Origin of the sequence: Paenibacillus alkalitolerans (assembly GCF_016482785.1) — a bacterium.
GTDB lineage: Bacteria > Bacillota > Bacilli > Paenibacillales > YIM-B00363 > Paenibacillus_AE > Paenibacillus_AE alkalitolerans.
In genome coordinates this window covers 220,730-237,111 of sequence record NZ_JAEMXM010000003.1, presented here as the reverse complement: position 1 = coordinate 237,111, position 16,382 = coordinate 220,730, and the positions used below count along the sequence as shown (strand labels likewise).

General features: G+C 50.7%; 18 protein-coding genes. 6 read left to right on the top strand and 12 right to left on the bottom strand.

What is annotated here, in order from left to right; all coding sequences use genetic code 11:
• Positions 1-38: 38 nt before the first annotated feature.
• The 4 genes from JET16_RS07790 to JET16_RS07775 form a co-directional block, all read right to left on the bottom strand.
• Positions 39-371, bottom strand: coding sequence for a hypothetical protein (locus JET16_RS07790; RefSeq protein WP_199615239.1), 333 nt, complete (start codon positions 369-371; stop codon positions 39-41).
• Between the two features lie 139 nt (positions 372-510).
• Complete coding sequence (locus JET16_RS07785; protein WP_199615238.1) at positions 511-1,257, bottom strand: Bax inhibitor-1/YccA family protein; 747 nt, start codon at positions 1,255-1,257, stop codon at positions 511-513.
• Positions 1,258-1,427: 170 nt separating this feature from the next.
• Positions 1,428-1,949, bottom strand: a complete 522-nt coding sequence (locus JET16_RS07780) for a DinB family protein (protein WP_199615237.1) — start codon at positions 1,947-1,949, stop codon at positions 1,428-1,430.
• Between the two features lie 88 nt (positions 1,950-2,037).
• Positions 2,038-2,334, bottom strand: a complete 297-nt coding sequence (locus JET16_RS07775; RefSeq protein ID WP_199615236.1) for an antibiotic biosynthesis monooxygenase family protein — start codon at positions 2,332-2,334, stop codon at positions 2,038-2,040.
• 176 nt (positions 2,335-2,510) lie between these two features.
• Between JET16_RS07775 and JET16_RS07770 the strand changes: the two genes are divergently transcribed.
• Positions 2,511-3,629, top strand: a complete 1,119-nt coding sequence (locus tag JET16_RS07770; RefSeq protein ID WP_199615235.1) for an ATP-binding protein — start codon at positions 2,511-2,513, stop codon at positions 3,627-3,629.
• A 123-nt stretch (positions 3,630-3,752) separates the two neighbouring features.
• On the opposite strand, the gene JET16_RS07765 is transcribed toward JET16_RS07770, so the two are convergent.
• From JET16_RS07765 to JET16_RS07740, 6 genes are all read right to left on the bottom strand, one after another.
• Positions 3,753-4,733 carry a quinone oxidoreductase family protein gene (locus JET16_RS07765; protein WP_199615234.1) on the bottom strand — a complete coding sequence of 327 codons (981 nt, stop codon included), beginning with the start codon at positions 4,731-4,733 and terminating at the stop codon, positions 3,753-3,755.
• 15 nt (positions 4,734-4,748) lie between these two features.
• The gene (locus JET16_RS07760; RefSeq protein WP_199615233.1) at positions 4,749-5,537 is read right to left on the bottom strand and encodes a class I SAM-dependent methyltransferase; all 789 of its coding nucleotides are present in this window, start codon (positions 5,535-5,537) and stop codon (positions 4,749-4,751) included.
• 142 nt (positions 5,538-5,679) lie between these two features.
• On the bottom strand, positions 5,680-7,179 hold the full coding sequence (locus JET16_RS07755; RefSeq protein WP_199615232.1) for a UDP-N-acetylmuramoyl-L-alanyl-D-glutamate--2,6-diaminopimelate ligase: 1,500 nt from the start codon (positions 7,177-7,179) through the stop codon (positions 5,680-5,682).
• Between the two features lie 137 nt (positions 7,180-7,316).
• Positions 7,317-8,057: a hypothetical protein gene (locus JET16_RS07750; protein ID WP_199615231.1), complete on the bottom strand. Its 741-nt coding sequence runs from the start codon at positions 8,055-8,057 to the stop codon at positions 7,317-7,319.
• 212 nt (positions 8,058-8,269) lie between these two features.
• A complete protein-coding gene (locus tag JET16_RS07745; RefSeq protein ID WP_199615230.1) occupies positions 8,270-8,728 on the bottom strand; it encodes a hypothetical protein in 459 nt (152 codons plus the stop codon).
• A gap of 138 nt (positions 8,729-8,866) precedes the next feature.
• Entirely contained in the window at positions 8,867-9,397 is a 531-nt protein-coding gene (locus JET16_RS07740; RefSeq protein ID WP_199615229.1) for a DinB family protein, read from the bottom strand.
• A 181-nt stretch (positions 9,398-9,578) separates the two neighbouring features.
• Between JET16_RS07740 and JET16_RS07735 the strand changes: the two genes are divergently transcribed.
• Genes JET16_RS07735 through JET16_RS07725 form a run of 3 tightly spaced genes read left to right on the top strand, consistent with a single transcriptional unit; the run spans position 9,579 to position 10,665 of the window.
• On the top strand, positions 9,579-9,800 hold the full coding sequence (locus JET16_RS07735) for a spore coat associated protein CotJA (RefSeq protein ID WP_325176634.1): 222 nt from the start codon (positions 9,579-9,581) through the stop codon (positions 9,798-9,800).
• Positions 9,797-10,060 (top strand): spore coat protein CotJB, encoded by a 264-nt coding sequence (locus JET16_RS07730; protein WP_199615227.1) that lies wholly within the window; start codon positions 9,797-9,799, stop codon positions 10,058-10,060. The genes JET16_RS07735 and JET16_RS07730 overlap by 4 nt, the downstream gene beginning before the upstream one ends.
• A 35-nt stretch (positions 10,061-10,095) precedes the next feature.
• Entirely contained in the window at positions 10,096-10,665 is a 570-nt protein-coding gene (locus JET16_RS07725; RefSeq protein WP_199615226.1) for a manganese catalase family protein, read from the top strand.
• A gap of 23 nt (positions 10,666-10,688) precedes the next feature.
• On the opposite strand, the gene pepF is transcribed toward JET16_RS07725, so the two are convergent.
• Positions 10,689-12,515: an oligoendopeptidase F gene (pepF, locus tag JET16_RS07720; protein ID WP_199615392.1), complete on the bottom strand. Its 1,827-nt coding sequence runs from the start codon at positions 12,513-12,515 to the stop codon at positions 10,689-10,691.
• A gap of 152 nt (positions 12,516-12,667) precedes the next feature.
• Between pepF and JET16_RS07715 the strand changes: the two genes are divergently transcribed.
• Together JET16_RS07715 and JET16_RS07710 are read left to right on the top strand one after the other, a co-directional pair.
• Positions 12,668-13,210, top strand: a complete 543-nt coding sequence (locus JET16_RS07715) for an NADPH-dependent FMN reductase (protein WP_199615225.1) — start codon at positions 12,668-12,670, stop codon at positions 13,208-13,210.
• Between the two features lie 449 nt (positions 13,211-13,659).
• Positions 13,660-14,025 carry an LPXTG cell wall anchor domain-containing protein gene (locus JET16_RS07710; protein WP_199615224.1) on the top strand — a complete coding sequence of 122 codons (366 nt, stop codon included), beginning with the start codon at positions 13,660-13,662 and terminating at the stop codon, positions 14,023-14,025.
• A 69-nt stretch (positions 14,026-14,094) separates the two neighbouring features.
• Here JET16_RS07710 and JET16_RS07705 read toward each other — a convergent pair whose 3' ends face one another.
• Entirely contained in the window at positions 14,095-16,359 is a 2,265-nt protein-coding gene (locus JET16_RS07705) for a GH32 C-terminal domain-containing protein (protein WP_199615223.1), read from the bottom strand.
• Positions 16,360-16,382: the final 23 nt, after the last annotated feature.

Here is a 16,382-nt window from a genome sequence, read left to right as displayed (position 1 = left end):
TAAGCGGCTGCGAAACAGTTTATCCGGCATTCGTTGCCTTACCAGAAAAAGAAGAAAGGAACGGTGAACAGCAGCGCAATAAGCGCCAAGTCCAATGCGAATAATCCGGGGGAAAAATAGGGCGGGTAGAAATATGGACTGTAGAAATTCGTTTGCGCTTTGTCCATTTTTTGCTTCAACTGCTTCTTGGCCTTTGCCTTGCTTACCGAAACAGTCCCTTCGCCTAAAGCGCTGCCGGATAAGATCAGCTTCCCGCCGTCGACACGCTGCAGGTATCCGAAAACATGCGAACCGTCATGCAGCACGGCGCACACCGGTTTTCCAATATACGGCGCGCATTTTTGTGTGCTGACCGGGGCAATTAATTCCATTCCGTACACCTCTTTTCAAGTTTGATAAGGTTCTACGGAATCATCGTATGCCCCGTCGGCTATGGCTGACTTCGCAATCGCGCAATTGGGCGAATGGTAAATGAAGTTAATGAAACAACCCTTCCAAATAAGTGTTCAATCAGTCGCGGCTGCGGAGCTTGGCAAGCAGACGCAAAATTTCGATATACAGCCATACTAATGTGACCATGAGACCGAATGCACCGTACCATTCCATGTATTTCGGAGCGCCGTAGCGGGAGCCGTTCTCTATGAAGTCGAAATCGAGAACCAGGTTCAACGCCGCGATCGCGACGATGACGAGCGATATTCCGATGCCGATCCAACCCGTATCATGCAAATAAGGCACGCTCATGCCGAAAAATAAATTCAAGACGATATTGACGAGATAAACGATGGCAACGCCCGCCGTTGCGGCAAATACGCCCAGCTTGAAGTTTTCCGTCACCTTGATGACCCTTGTCTTATATGCCAACAGCAGCGCAAGAAATACGCCGAAAGTCAACAGCACCGCCTGGAGCGTGATGCCCGAAAAGTTCGCTTCGTACGTCGCCGACAATGCGCCGACAAACATGCCTTCAAGCAAAGCATATATAGGCACGGTGAACGGAGCGATTCGCGGAACGAAGGCTGTGATCAAACCGAGCACCGCCGCCCCGGCCAAGCCGCCGAACATATATGGCATCGTGTTCTGACCGTCGAAATGCATGTTCCAAGTGTACAGCGCGGCTGCGACCAATATGATAAAGGCGATAATGGTCTTGTTTACCGTTCCCTCAAGCGTCATGCCTTGCGCATGACTCGTGCCGTGGTACCGCTCGAACGTGTTTTCATTTAATGCAGGGTTGCCGCTTCTTCCGAAGTTCATACATTTCTACATCCTTCCGTTATATTGTTATTCACCATAAAAAGCACCCGACAAAGACAACGCAAAGCGCGCAAACTTTGTAAGGGTGCTTCCCCGACGAGTATACCCATATTATCGGCGGAACACATAGGGTTGTCAATAATACCGGCAGGAAGATCGTCCTTGGCGACTTACTTACTTTTCAATACACCTAAATATTCTATCCAAGGCCCAACGTCCGCCCTGTATCTCTTGGCCATTATCCGTACGATTTGAGCAATGTGCGTCAAATCATGAACGACCCAGGTAGAAAGTAATTCTCTTAGCTTTACTACACCTAATCTCGGGTGTAAACCCGTCAGTTCAAGGTTCAATTCAGATTCAATATGAGCCTTAAGTTTGGTTATATTTTGTGTTCTAATTGATTTAAATTCAAGCAACTTTTGTTCAATCGATGAACTTTCATTTAAATGAGAATAACGGTCAAATGAAGGAAATGGTTTACTTTCACCTTCTTGCACAATAAATTCTAACCTTGGTATCCAGGTATCTTCCTCTAATTCAATGAGGTGCTCAATTACTTCAGAGACATTCCAGGTTCCTTCGCCTTCATTGCCATGCAACCATACATCAGATATACCAGTTAGAAGAAACTCCAAAGCTTGTGGTGTGCGTTCCAAAATCTCAATAGCTTCTTTCATATTAAAATTCATATAACTACTCCTTTCAATCCTTAATGGGGCCTAAGAATGGAGACATGTCGTCAGTTCAACTCCACCCAGTTTTTGAAGGTAACAATGTTCAGGAAAGGTCTACCTTCTCGAAATGCTCTACAGTAGGAAACGGGTCGTAAAAGTGATGCAGCAGCTTTTTCCACTCTTGATACTCCGGCGATTGTCTGAAACCGACGGTATGGTGCTCAAGGGTTTCCCAATGCACCAGCAGCAGGTACTTTCCCTTCACTTCCATGCAGCGGTGCAATTCATGGCTTATATAGCCTTCCATCGATGAGACGATTGTAGACGCTTCGCGGAAAGCATCTTCAAATTGTTGCTCCATGCCCTGTTTCACTTGCAGCATTACAGCTTCCAGAACCATAGCAGCCTATCCCCATTCCTCGATTTTTATTTCGCCAACGGCTTCGTAATGGCGAGCCCCAAACCGGGTCCGCCCGTATGTTCCGGCTCTTTACAAAGGATATATCGAATGGTAGTATTTACTTAAATACGTAACGACGTATTTACGTAATTATTAAATAGAGGTGGTTGTATCTTATGACTTCTACTCGCGATTTCGGCGCCGAGCTCGACGCTTTGAAGCAGCAGATGGAGCAGCTTCAAGAGCTTGTTCGCCGGCAGTTTGACAGACCTGCAGCTTTACAACATCGTATCGAAACCGGAGGCATGGAGCAAGCTGACGATGAAGAAGAAGGAGAAATTTTCTACTCCGGCTATTACCGCAACCATAATTTCAAATACCGGTGGGGACATCAGGAACGGAACGTAAGCCGTTTATTGGATTTGGATGGGGATAAAGCGGCAAAAATATTGGCGGCGCTTGGGCATAAACAGCGTTTGGACATACTGCGGACCGTATTGAAAGAACCTCTCACGGGTGCGGAGTTGGTCGAGCGGCTTAACATGGGTACGACAGGGCAGCTGTATCATCACATCAAAGCGCTGCTGGGGGCGGATTTGCTCAGGCAGGAGGAACGCGGGGGCAAGTACTCCGTTCCCGGCCACCGGTCTCTTCCGCTGCTGCTGCTGCTTGCCGCCTCTTCGGACCTGCTCGATGCGAGCAACTATATCGATATGGCCGATGCGAGAAATAATGCCGGCGTCTATTTGGGATCGCCCGCTCCCGACGGCTACGACCCGCATCTGCTGCTTTGGTCCATACTCGAAAACTCGATATTGGAGCATCGCGCGGGTTACTGCAGCGAGGTCAATTTGTTTCTCCATCAAGACGGCAGCATCACGGTGTCCGATAACGGCCGGGGCATTCCCGTAAGCACCCTGCCTCAATCGCGGAAGACTAAAGTTGAAACCGTATTGACTGACATGCAGCAATACCGGCTCAGCGCGTCATATTCGGCGCCCGGCTCGGAGAAGGGGATCAGCGTGCCGGTCGTCAACGCGTTAAGCTTCCGGTTGAGCGTCGAAGTTAGACGCGACGGCCGCGTCTACCGTCAAGATTACAAGTACGGCGTTCCGCAGACGGATTTGCTCACAGTGGGCGTCACCGATGAAACCGGAACGAGCATTACGTTCGAGCCGGATCGCGACATATTTACGAAATCGTTCGACATCAACACGCTGCAGCAACGTATTTCCGAATTAGCCGTCAATTATCCGGACCTTCGCGTCCGCCTTCATTCACCGGAAGAGACTTAATTCCAATAATTAAGTCCGTGCGTTAAGATCGGCGTTATTGACCGTCACTCGACATCCCAATGACGGCCAAATCCGGCATCCTGCCGTCCGTCGGCTGCTCAACCGCACGATTTGCATCTTCTGTTACTTCCAAACATCCAGCAAAACTTTCCCAGTGCTTCGTCTGCTTTCGACCCATTCGTGGGCATCTGCAGCGTCCTTCAATGGAAAGCGGCCGCCGATTTTGATTTTTAAGCTTCCGTCGGCCAAATATGGCAGCACCTTCTCAGCCGTATCGCGCAGCATGCCCGGGCGTTTGCTCCTGGTCGTTCCTAAGCTGAAGCCAAGTACGGAGCGGCAGCTGGCATGCAAATCTTGCGTCCTGAATGTTCCCGCCTGTCCGCTCGAATTCCCGAAATGCACCAAACGTCCGTAAGGAGCAAGGCAATGCACACTTTTCTCGGATAGCCATCCGGAGATGGAATCGAGGATCACATTTGCGCCTTCTCCGTTTGTTATATCGTTTACTTTTGCTGCGAAGTCATCCTTTTCATAACAGATCACATGATCCGCTCCCGCTTCGACAGCCATGGCGACTTTGCTCTCGCTTCCCACCGTTCCGATGACCGTACCGGCACCTAATATTTTTGCCAATTGGATCAGTGTAGTTCCGACGCCGCCTGCCGCCGCATGAACGAGCACCGTTTCGCCTTGCTCCAGCCGGGCTATATCTGCAAGAAGTTTATAGGATAAGAAAGAAACGACGGGGCACGCAGCCGCAGTATCGAAATCAATGCCGTCCGGAAGCGCGAAAGTCAATTTTTCATCGGCGGCAACAAATTCGGAATACGAACCGGCTTTCGGAAAAGCGATTACGCGTTGTCCGGCCTTCAAATGCCGCACGTCGCTTCCCACACTTTCCACGATGCCCGCCGCATCCAAACCGGGAACGAACGGCAGCGTTCCGGAATCTTTTTTGCCGTATCTCGCTTTAATATCCGCAAAATTGACGCTGGTCGAAACCACGCGAATCAACACCTGGTTTGATGTAATCCGAGGTACTTCAACGTCGGTGTATTTCATTGTCTCCGGACCGCCGAATGCGGTAACAATAATTGCTTTCACCCGGATTCCTCCCCCCTACAACTTTTCCGCTACTATTGTGAACGCTTTGGGTATGCCTTTATCGAATACTTCCGAGGACAGATTCGGGTGCTCGTCCAATTTTTTTATGTATAAACCTTGACTCGCAACGGCAGTGACGATTTCGCCAAGCGTCCAATTTCTCAACATGACTTTTTGCGCGGTATCGTCGTTGCTTTCATCGGACGTAAATTTGGAGAACGAAATATCCTTTTCCACAAGCGACGAATCGAAATAATCGCCGGTAACTTTATGTTTTCTGATCTTTGCGGTAGTGCCTCTTGACGAAATCAATTTTGTGGACACGGGGTGAAAATCTTGAAGAATCAATGATCCTCCCTTGCGAAGAAGATCGTTTACTACTTTAAATAACGGTCCCAGGTCCAAAAAATAGTGCAGGATGCCAAACTCCATATAAACAATATCGTAATCGCCGGTCACATTCTCCCGAGGCAGCTGTAAGACGTCAGAAACAATATACCGAATCTCGACCCCGGCTTCATCAGCCAGTTCATTCGCATACCTTTCATTCTCATAAGAAAAATCGGCGACCGTGACATCGGCGCCCAGCAACGCTAACGCGACCGCTTTATTGCCGTTTGAACCGAGCAGATTTATAATTTTTTTGCCTTGGACGTCCCCCATGTACTCATATGCTTGACCGAGTCTTTTTGCGGGGGCTTCCTTGATCTTCTTCACAGCTTCATGCGGAGTGCCGAAACGTTGTATCCACGCCTCGTAAGCTCCGGTATTCCATGCGGTTTGATTATTTTGAAAAGGTTCCACGATATCCCTCCAAAAAGCGAACCAATGTAGCTAATGTTAGTATACTTTGAATCATCGGCTGATGCTTTATACGATGTTGTCCTTAAGGCAGCATCGATTATTGAAAAAAGAGCAGGCTCAATGCTCGCCTGCCCGATAATTTCTACCGGGACAACCTTTGACGGATCGCTACTTGCGCTTCTTCCCGATCGTCAAAGTGAATAGTTCCGTCCTTCAAAATCTGATATGTCTCATGACCCTTTCCCGCAATAAGCACAACATCGCCGGATTGAGCGATTTCAATGGCTCTTGTTATCGCTTGCCGACGGTCTTCAATCAGTTCATACGCGGTTTTCGTAATCCCCTGCTCCTTGAACCCGCCTTCAATATCCTCCATAATTTGAGCCGGGTTTTCCGATCTGGGATTATCGGATGTAACAATAACAAAGTCGCTGTATTTCGCGGAGAGATTGCCCATAATGGGGCGCTTTGCCCGGTCTCTGTTTCCGCCGCAGCCAAAAACAGTAATTACCCTTCCCTTGGCAAATTCCCGGACGGCAGACAGAGCTTTATCCAACCCGTCCGGCGTATGGGCGTAATCAACAAGCACAACAAAGTCCTGGCCTTCGTCAACGATTTCCATTCGGCCGGGCACGCTTTTCAGCTTCGCCAGTCCTTGTTGAATCGCGTGAACGGGAACTTGTTCGGCCAATGCAGCGGTGATCGCAGCAAGCGAGTTGTACACATTGAAAGTGCCTACCATCCTCAGCTTGATCGATGCGGTTCCCGCGAAGGAAATCAAAGTATATTCGGTTCCATGAGCGTTCAACTTTATATCCTTCGCCGTTACGTCCGCTTTATTGACAATTCCGTAAGTAAGAACCTGCGCAGCCGTTACTTTGCGGAAGACGCCGGAAGCCTCATCGTCGGCGTTTAACACCGCAAATTTACGTTTCGACGGATGTGGGGAAAACGCGTTTCCCATCCTCGAGAACAATAACCCTTTAGCCGCAATATAATTTTCCATTGTCCGATGATAGTCCAAGTGATCTTGCGTTACGTTCGTAAAGATTGCGGTGCGAAACTCGCAGCCTAGAACGCGTCCCATGTGCAGACCTTGCGAAGTCACTTCCATCACGCAGTAATCCGTGGAGGCTTCTCGCATTTTCTTAAGATTGGCCTGCAGGACGGGAGGTTCTTGGGTATTGATATCCGTTTCCATCAATTTCGAACCGATCTTTGTACCGATGTTGCCCATTAATCCGGTTCGAAATCCCGCTTCCGCCATAATCGATTCAATCATATGGCATGTTGTGGTCTTCCCATTCGTTCCTGTAACGCCAATCAGCTTTAACTCATGACTAGGATAACCGTAGAAGTGACAACAAATCACGCCCATCGCGTACCGGGCATCCGGTACCCTAACCGTAGGTATCGCCAGGTTGAGGTCTCGCTCCACGACAACGGCAGCCGCCCCTGCCTTGACGGCGTCTTCGGCAAAACGGTGCCGGTCTTCCTGAAATCCGGCTATCCCGGGCACACAAACAAATAAATCGCCGGGTTCTACTTGCTGGGAATGCATTTTTATGCCCGTTATGTCTGCGTCTAAATCCCCGCTCACTTCCGCGATCGTAAGAAGCTCGACGATTTCTTTTAATTTCACGATAAAATGTCCCCTCCCGCTCAATGAATGCCTATATTAAAGTATTCGCCGGACGGAGGGTATTTTACCTTTAACAGCAATGTTACGAAAAAACTCCCCGGTTCCGTGCAGGAACAAGGGAGTTTTCCGAAGTTTTCCTAACGGTTGTTCGTTCTGTTTCCGGCGTTCGCGCCTCGGTTCATCGGTTTGGCCTGCTTGAGAATAAGTTCAATATCGGATGAGATCTGATCGGCGTTCGTGATTTTGCCGTTTGTGTTGTTCAATCTTGCCTTGACGCGTTTCATCGCATTAACCGCTTTTCGGTCAGTGACTTGTAACACATTGGTGCCGGCGCCGAAATATTGTCCCATGTTCCCGCCGTTACCGGTTGTTCCCGCCGTTCTTCCCGCACCTGTCATTCCAGCCGTTCCAGTCGTTCCTCCCATGATTCCGTTCGTTCCAGCGGTACCTCCCATGATTCCGTCCGTACCATTTGCTCCTCTTGTTCCTCTTGCTCCATGATGTTGGTTAGCGGCTACAATCACCATGTTGCCGATCACCAACGTGTTCTCGTCCTGGAGCATGTCCGTCATGCCGAAACCTCCGGCTCTGCCCGCAGTGCCTGTCATGCCTCGGCCGTTCAGCCCTGTCGCTCCGTAACCCGTCATCCCGGCACCGGTTCCGGTTCGACCGCCTAGCATGTCTGTACCGTAATCATGGGTCGGAACTCCTCGTCCGATCAAGGTTCCTCGATCCACATTGTTCCGGTCTACGGTTGTACCGAAGCGTGTGGCGTTGTTCGCCCTGGTCGTGTCGTCGGCGGCGTTGTTTACTCCGCAGCCTGCAAACAGTGTCGCGCTTAAACCAATCGCACAGGCCAAAGAAAGCACTTTCCGCATAATGAGAATCCTCCTTGAATGAATTAATCCATACAAAAAATATGATTCCCGGATATGTGCGCGGCCTTTAGAGGTAATTTGCGGAAAAAACAAAAAGAACTTAGCCGAATCCGCGCCGCGGCATCCGACTAAGCTCTTTTCCGTACAGATCCTTATGTTCTTTCAATGCTGCCATACACTACCAGGCACTCTTGTTTCCCCAACGTACTACATTACTGAGTGGGGTCGGGGATTTGTCCGGCTTCCAGCAGCTCTTTATTGGTTTTCATTGCCGCCATCTCTTTCCCTAACCTGATCATCTCCTTCATATTCGGCGACATGCCGCCGTTTTGTCGGGTTTCCTCCAACTTTTGACGATCTTGTTTCTCCTTCTCATCCTGTAAATACTCATTTACTTCGCTTAAAATTGATTCCGCCGCATGAACAACCTCGCGGGGAACCGAGCCCGAATGTTGAAAAAATGCATCGGCAATACGAACTGAACAATTGCTGTCATCGTCGTCCTGAACCGGAATCATGAAACAATACGACTTTTTCGTGGAAGCGTCTTCAAATCTCGTGCGATACGCAGAATGCTGCTTAAATCTAATCCGTCTGAAGCCTTGGTGGCTGAATACATTATGAATCGCAGAAAAGGGCATATTGAGCACAGGTGTCCAATGAACCTTCATCTCATGTCCTCCTTTAACGGATTCTTACTGTGCCTGGTTCTACTAGTCTAAAATAGATTTATAGATACCTCAACCTACTGAAGTCCTAAAATGATAGAATTTTCTTTCAATTCTGAAAAATCGAAACTCATTCGCAATTTATTCAGCAGTATGTAATTCGGTCAAATATCGTTCCTTCAATATTCTAACATGGTGTCTTTCGTGCCCGGCGATAATATAGGCCAATGCGCGAGCAGTAATACCGTTGTCGGCGACGGTACCCTGCCGCGTCCATGACTCCTCCGGCAAACCCGAGAACAGCTCCAACGAGGAATCGCGGACCGCTCCGTATTCCTTAATTAAACTTTCCAAGCTGCGGCGATCGAATGACGCGCCTTTCATCAACTCGTCCTGGTCGAAGCCCGGGAGCGGAGTCGTGTCGCCCCTGCCGATTCGCAGCAGACGATAGCTCATTACACGCTCGGTATCGATCACATGTCCGAGCGTTTCTTTAATACTCCACTTCTCCGGGAGATACCGGAACCCGCTGTCTTCTTCCGTTAACGATCGGAACAATTCAATGGCGGCGCGTTTTTGCTCCTCAAGCAGATCCGGCAGATCCCCTTCCGGCACGGCATTGATATAACCCGCAAAGTAGGACGGATACTCACTGCTGTTCGGTCTTTGCATGAACTTTTTTCCTCCCTTTCACTTCGCTTTATTAACTCCATTGTAGTAATTCATTCTCCAATACGCAATAAATGTTTCGTCATTCGTACGAGACGTTTGTGCATATATTCAATGTAGCGAATTATTTATGTCGTTTAAAGTTTTTCTTGAAAAGTTAAAAATCGGGAAGGAGGTTTTCCCAGTGCTGAATCAATATAAAACGTACGAGGTATTTGCCAGTCCGTTCGATCCTTGCCCCCCTCAACGATATCGGACCTTTGTCGTTCCCCCTCAAGTGTACGCGCCGTTTCAGCCGCCCGGGCTTCCGCAATTTTCTCCGGCGGAAGCGTTAAAGCACGGGACGCTGTGGCCTGCTTATTACAGCCCTTATGAAGGCGGGCCGAAAGGAGGTTTGATGAAATGAAGGCTCCCATCGACGAGCGTTACTACAAGATGCTGTACGAGCTTCAAACCGTTGATTTCGTCCTTGTCGAATTAAACCTGTACTTGGACACCCACCCTTACGATCAGAGCGCAATCGAGCAGTACAATCAAACCGCGATCCAACGGGCTCAATTGGCGCAGCAATTCGAAGCGCTGTACGGTCCGCTGAGAAACTACGGACAAAGCCTTACCCGAAGCCCTTTCCAGTGGAATCAAGGTCCATGGCCTTGGCAGGTTTGACCGAATACTATGGAGCCGTATGAGGGGGATTCGAAATGTGGATTTATGAAAAAAAGCTGCAGTATCCCGTCAGAGTGAGCAAGTGCGATCCGCAGATGGCCAAATTTTTGCTTGAGCAATACGGAGGTGCGGACGGCGAATTGGCGGCCGCGCTCCGGTATTTGAATCAGAGATATTCGATACCCGATCAAGTGATCGGAGTACTGACCGATATCGGCACCGAAGAATTCGCCCATTTGGAAATTATTGCAACAATGGTCTACAAACTGACCAAAGACGCGACCCCCGAACAGCTCAGGGCGGCGGGACTTGGAGCCCATTATGCAAATCACGATAAAGCGTTGTTTTATGAAAATGCGGCGGGAGTACCGTGGACGGCCGCTTACATACAGGCTAAAGGAGATCCGATCACGGACCTCTATGAGGATATTGCGGCGGAAGAAAAGGCGCGCGCCACATACCAGTGGCTGATCGACATGACGGATGATGTAGACTTGCAGGATGGATTGAAATTTTTGCGGGAACGGGAAATCGTTCATTCGCTGCGGTTCCGCGAGTGCGTAGAAATATTGAAAGCCGATCAAGAGGCGAAAAAAGTGTTTTAACCGGCAATGCCCTTCCCCCTTAGTTACGGGAAGGGCTCGTTCAATTCCCCCTGCATCAACCTCTCCAACTCGTCGATCAAGGAACCGACGTAGGAGACCGCGCCGCGAATCGGTTCCGGCGATGACATATCGACTCCTGCCATCCGCATCAATTCAAGAGGCTTCATCGTGCCGCCCGATTTCAGCACCTCCAACCAACGGTCGACGGCAGGCTGTCCCTCCTCCCGGATAAGACGGGCAACGGCGGTCGAAGCGGTCAAACCTGCGGCATACGTATACGGGTAAAGTCCTTTATAATAGTGCGGCTGGCGCATCCAAGTCAACCGCGCGCCTTCATCCAACTCCACCGCATCTCCCCAAAATTTTGCAAGCAGCTCGCCTTTTTGCTCATTTAATATTTTCGCCGTAATCGGTTGATCCGCTTCCGCCAGCGCATAAACTCTCCGCTGCAGCTCGCCTTCCAACAGATGTGTAACGAAATTATGGTAATACGTGTTGAGAAATTGTCCGATTAACCAGCGTCTCATACGCGGGCTTCCGGCTTTCGCCATCATATAATCGAACAGCAGCAGCTCGTTTAACGTGGAGGGCGCTTCGATAAAATACAAAGACGGCCTGACGTTTACGTAGCTCTGGCTGCGGCCGGCCAAATAGAAGTGCCCGGCATGTCCGAGCTCATGTGCCAGCGTGAATGCGCCTCTCATCGTATCCGTCCAAGTCATGAGAATATAAGGATGGACACCGTATGGACTTGAGCAAAACGCTCCCGTTGATTTGCCCACATTATCCATGTAGTCCACCCAGCGCCGAGACAACGCGGTCTCCACCATTGCGCCGTATTCCGAACCCAATACCTTCAACGCTTCCGCGACCACGCGGGAAGCTTCTTCATAAGTGGTCTTAGGGCTGTATTCGGGATCAAGCGAAACTTGCAAGTCGCAAAACAACATCCGGTCCAAACCGAGCGAGCGTTTCTTCAACCCGGCCAAGCGCCGCATATGCGGAGCCAGCTCTGCTTGTATAATGTTAAGTATATTGTTGTACATGTCCTTGCTCACTTGCTGCGGCTCCAAAAGCATATCCGTAACCGATTCGTACCCTCTTAGACGCGACATTGCGACTTGCTTCTTAACCTCAGTTGCGTACACGGTTGCAAACGTATTTTGATACGTCTTCAGCGTGTTGACGAAAGAACGGTTCGCCGCCCGGCGCAGCTGGGTATTCGGTGATAGTTCATACTTCTTCTCATACAAAGCGAAGGAAACGGGCCACTCCGTTCCTTCTTCGTCCTTAACCGGCGCGAACGTCATGTCGGTCAGCTTGCTCCGTTGATAGATGAAGTACGGAGCGCTGAACACTTCTCCCAGCGAAGCAAGCACGGATTCCGTTTCCGGCGAGAGACGGTGCGGTTTGGAATCTAACAGCACGTTCAAGCTCCTGGCGTACACGCGCAGCCCCGGTTCTTCTTCGATATACCGTTCGACCGTCCCGTCCGGAAGCGCCAATATTTCGGAATCGATGAACGACAACGCCGCGTTCAGCTGCGTCAGCGCATCGCCCGCTCGTTCCATGTTCGCTTGATTGTCCGGATTCGTACAGTCCTCCGAGTTGCGCAGGCTTGCATAGGTGTAGATCCGCATCATCCGCACCTTGATCGCTTCTTCCTCTTGCAGGCACGCTGACAGAATTGCGGCACTCTCTCCTACGCGCCCTTTATATGCCGTGATCTTCTTTAATTCCGATAATACAGAGCTTAGCTCCGCGTCCCAAGCCTCCGCCGACGGGAAAAGATCAGTAAGGTTCCATGTCGCTTCCTGCGGCAGCTCCGCTCTTGTCATTCTTTGCACTATGTTGTTAGCTCCTTTCATTTCCAAATAAACAACATTCCCTATATATTCGATAGCCGCTTACGGACTCCTGTCTTGCTCTCTTTTGATCGATGTATGATAATGTCAAAGATATGCAATTAATCAATGATGCAGCCAGGAGGTCATTTTTCGACATGAACATCGTATTGATCGCGGGAAGCTACCGCCAAGATTCCACAAGCACAAAATTACTTCGGTATATGGCCAAAGTGCTGCAAAAGAAGGGCGTTGAGGCTTCCATCGTAGATTTGCGGGAAATGCCGGTGCCGCTGTATATGCCCTATTCGGAGCAAACGGACGCCAACACGGCTCACATGATTCGGAGCGTTGCCAATGCGGACGGGATCGTACTCGGCACGCCCGAGTATCACGGATCCGTCTCCGGTGTTCTCAAGAATGCGCTCGATTATATGGGGAGTGACGAGTTCTCCGGCAAGCCCGTACTGTGCGTAAGCTCCTCCGGCGGCGCGGTCGGCGTCAGTTCTTTGACGCATATGCAGGCTATGGTGCGGAACATGCACGGAATCAATTGTTCCGAGTGGGTGTCCATCGGCGGCGAACACAGGAGATTCACTGAAGAAGGCGAGCCTGAAGCGGAAGCGGTGCGTACGCGTGTGGATCGCGCACTGGACCATCTCATTTATTTGACGCGTACTCTCAGGATGAAGCAATTATAAAAGCATATGGAACAAGGGGCTGCGCCTTTTGGCGAGGCCTTTTTTTATACGCTGTCAAAACGATGCATCCTTCCCCGTGTACTGGTCTATAGGGTCAAAAACTGACCTTATCTAAGCAAATAGGATGAGTTTTTGACCCTATCGTAGTTGGCGCATGGATGCGTAAACTCAAAAAATGACCTTATTTATGCAGATAGGGTCAATTTTTGACCCTATCTGTGCTCGACGCAGCCCGCCACCTGGTCTGTAAGCTCAAGAACTGACCTTATGAATGCGAATAGGGTCATTTTTGACCCTATTCGTTCGACGATCCCGCCGCCTGGGCGCCTTAATTATATCGTTGTCGGCGAGAAGAACTTATTCTCATTATTTTTTGCATAATTTTTTCTTTTTTGGGGGAAATAAATACTGGTGTTCGCTTAGCGGACTAACATAAGGAGGCAAAAAACATGAAAATCATCAAGGTTTTACTGATTGCCACCATTGTATCCATTGTGTCCATTACGCTTGTGCTGCCTGCGCACACTGAAGCAAACGGAAACACAGGCATTACAGGCACTACCGGACAAGCTGCGGGAGCTGATGGAACGACTCGCGGCTATGCCACGGATACGCGCGGCGGTGCGGTGGGAACCGACGATATGTGGAACGGCCGGACTACCGGGGTTAACCGGACCGACAACTTCCGGAACCGCGACACAGTTAGAGGTTACGCGGCAGGCGACAACAATGGCGGGGCAAACTGGCTCGGTTTGTTGGGACTCTTGGGCCTTGCCGGCTTGTTCGGCCGCAATCGGAACAGAGAGCGCACTTAAGAAAGCCGACCTGAAAAAACCGTGCGGAACAACGCGTTCCGCACGGTTTTCTTTTCGCCGGGTCAGCCTTTACCACGCCGGCTTCATCCGCCAAACTTCCATCGATTTGACCGTAGCGCTTCTGCTTCCGCTCGCCCAAATCTGCATTCCCATTGCATCCTCCCGGCTCGGATACGCTCGTGTTGTCAAGCTTTTCAACCCGTTGGCGTATGCTTCAATCATCGAGCGGTCCAAATATATTCGCAGCTTCAAATGTTCCCCGCCAAGCTCCAATTTGCCGCCTTGAACGCCATTGCTTCTTTCAAAGCGGTCCAACGTCGTTTTCGTCCGGTTTACCTTCAGCATCTCTTCGCGATAATCGTAATAAACAAGCGTCTCCTCTTCACCGCCGGGAGAACAGCGAACCTTGATCCCCGCTTGATCCGCGTCTTGCGCTTCCAGCTCCAGCCGAATTTCCAACATGTCGCCTTTCACGTCCTTCAACAAACCGTTCGCTTCTTCCAACGGTTTGTTTTCGAAAGAGACAAGCTTTTCGCCGCGTAAAGCTTGGAGCTCTTCGATCGGTTCAACGCCGAGCCGTCCGTCCTCCCGGAGGTACACACTCACCGGGAGCCCGCCGTTATGCGCCCAACCGGAGATGTAATCCAGATGCGGCGTTCTTTCGCCTTGCGCTATCGTAAACAAGATGTTTCGCCCCGTCTTCGGATCGACCATGCCGCTCGGTCCCGTGAAGTGGAAATCCCCGACATCGATCAGCTGAGGTTCGTTCCGTTCGGGAATAAACTTGAAATTCCGCTTATCGAACGCGCCGATCCAATAAAACACCTCTACATCCGCTCCAGGACCGACCGGGCTGATTAAGAACAGATGCTTCTCGTTACCGGCTTTATCCTTGCCGAGAGGGAGCAGCACGGGAAGCTCCCACACTGGCCCCAAGTAAGGATACTTATTTATATTGCCGACATAGAACGGACCTTTGTACTCCCAATCGGTTATATTCGTCGAAGTGTAGGCAAGCGCCGTCCCTCCTTCAGTTTCGAACCCGGATCCGATCAACAGATACCACGTGTCGCCTTCTTTCCATACGAAAGGATCGCGGAAATCGGCCGTCAAGCCGATGCCTTGCGGCTGCTCGATAACCGGTTCCGGATGCTTCACCCAGCGTACCAAATCGTTATCTCCGTCCTCCGAGAAAGCGCTCCTCGCCAGACCCACACTTTGGTTCGGCTTTGCGTTGTCGTCGCCGGCGGTAAAGAACAGCGCAGGCACGCCGTTCTCGTCGTAAGCCGCGCTGCCGGACCAAACTCCGTCCGGATCGACCGCATCCTTTTCCGGAGCCAAAGCGACAGGGACGTCTCTCCAGTGAACCATGTCGCCGCTCACCCAATGTCCCCAATGAATATGGTGCCAGTACGGTCCCTGCGGATTGTGCTGGTAAAACAGATGGTATTGACCGTTGAAATAGATCGGGGCATGAGGCTCGTTCATCCAATGCGCCGGCGGGCTTACGTGGTATTGCGGGCGATGCCTGTCATTGAGCAGCAAGCTTCTGTCCAGCTTGATATCGTCGCACGGAATCGGCGGAATTTTACCTCCGTACGGTGACAGGTGAACCGCGTAAGCATGCGCGATTTGTTCAGCGCTGAGAGCACGGTTGTAAATCTTGACATCGTCCATCATGCCGTTGAACATGTTTAAGTGGAACGCTTCGGCAATCACGGTGCTTCGATTGTTTTTGCCCAAGAGCAAATCCGTCCGGGCAGGCGTAATTCCCGCATGCTTCGACACGGCTTTCGACGCGGCTTCCTTACCGTTTAAGTACAGCTTCATGAGTCCCGTGCTTTTATCGAACGTTGCGGCGATGAAGGACCATTGATGTTTGGCCAACGGATCGTCCGTCGCCCAAACCTCCTCCCACGCGCCGTCCAGCCCGAGCTGCAGCGACCACGAGCCGTGACGGTACATCCCGAGAATGTAACCTTCCTTGTTCTCCCGGTCATGTTGATTCACTATTGCGGAGAGTCTTTGCCCTTCTCCCGACTCGTAGGATCGCGGAGCGACCCAGGCGGTAACGGAGAGAGCGTCGCGAGGCGCTTCCACTTGACCGGCCCGGCGCGTTACCCATGTGGAATATCCGTCGAACAGCAGAGCTCCGCCTCGAACGCCTTTCCTCCATTGAGGATCGCAAGGCGTTGTAAACCGGGCGTCGTTAAACACGTATTCGACCGGATCGACGAAACCGCCGGCAATATCCTTCGCGCCTTTCCCCGCTCCCTCGTCAAACGTCCAATGGGCGATCAAACCTGCCTCTTCTGTCGAATCCTTTTGCCCCATGAAAAATGTCCCTCCCTCTCACA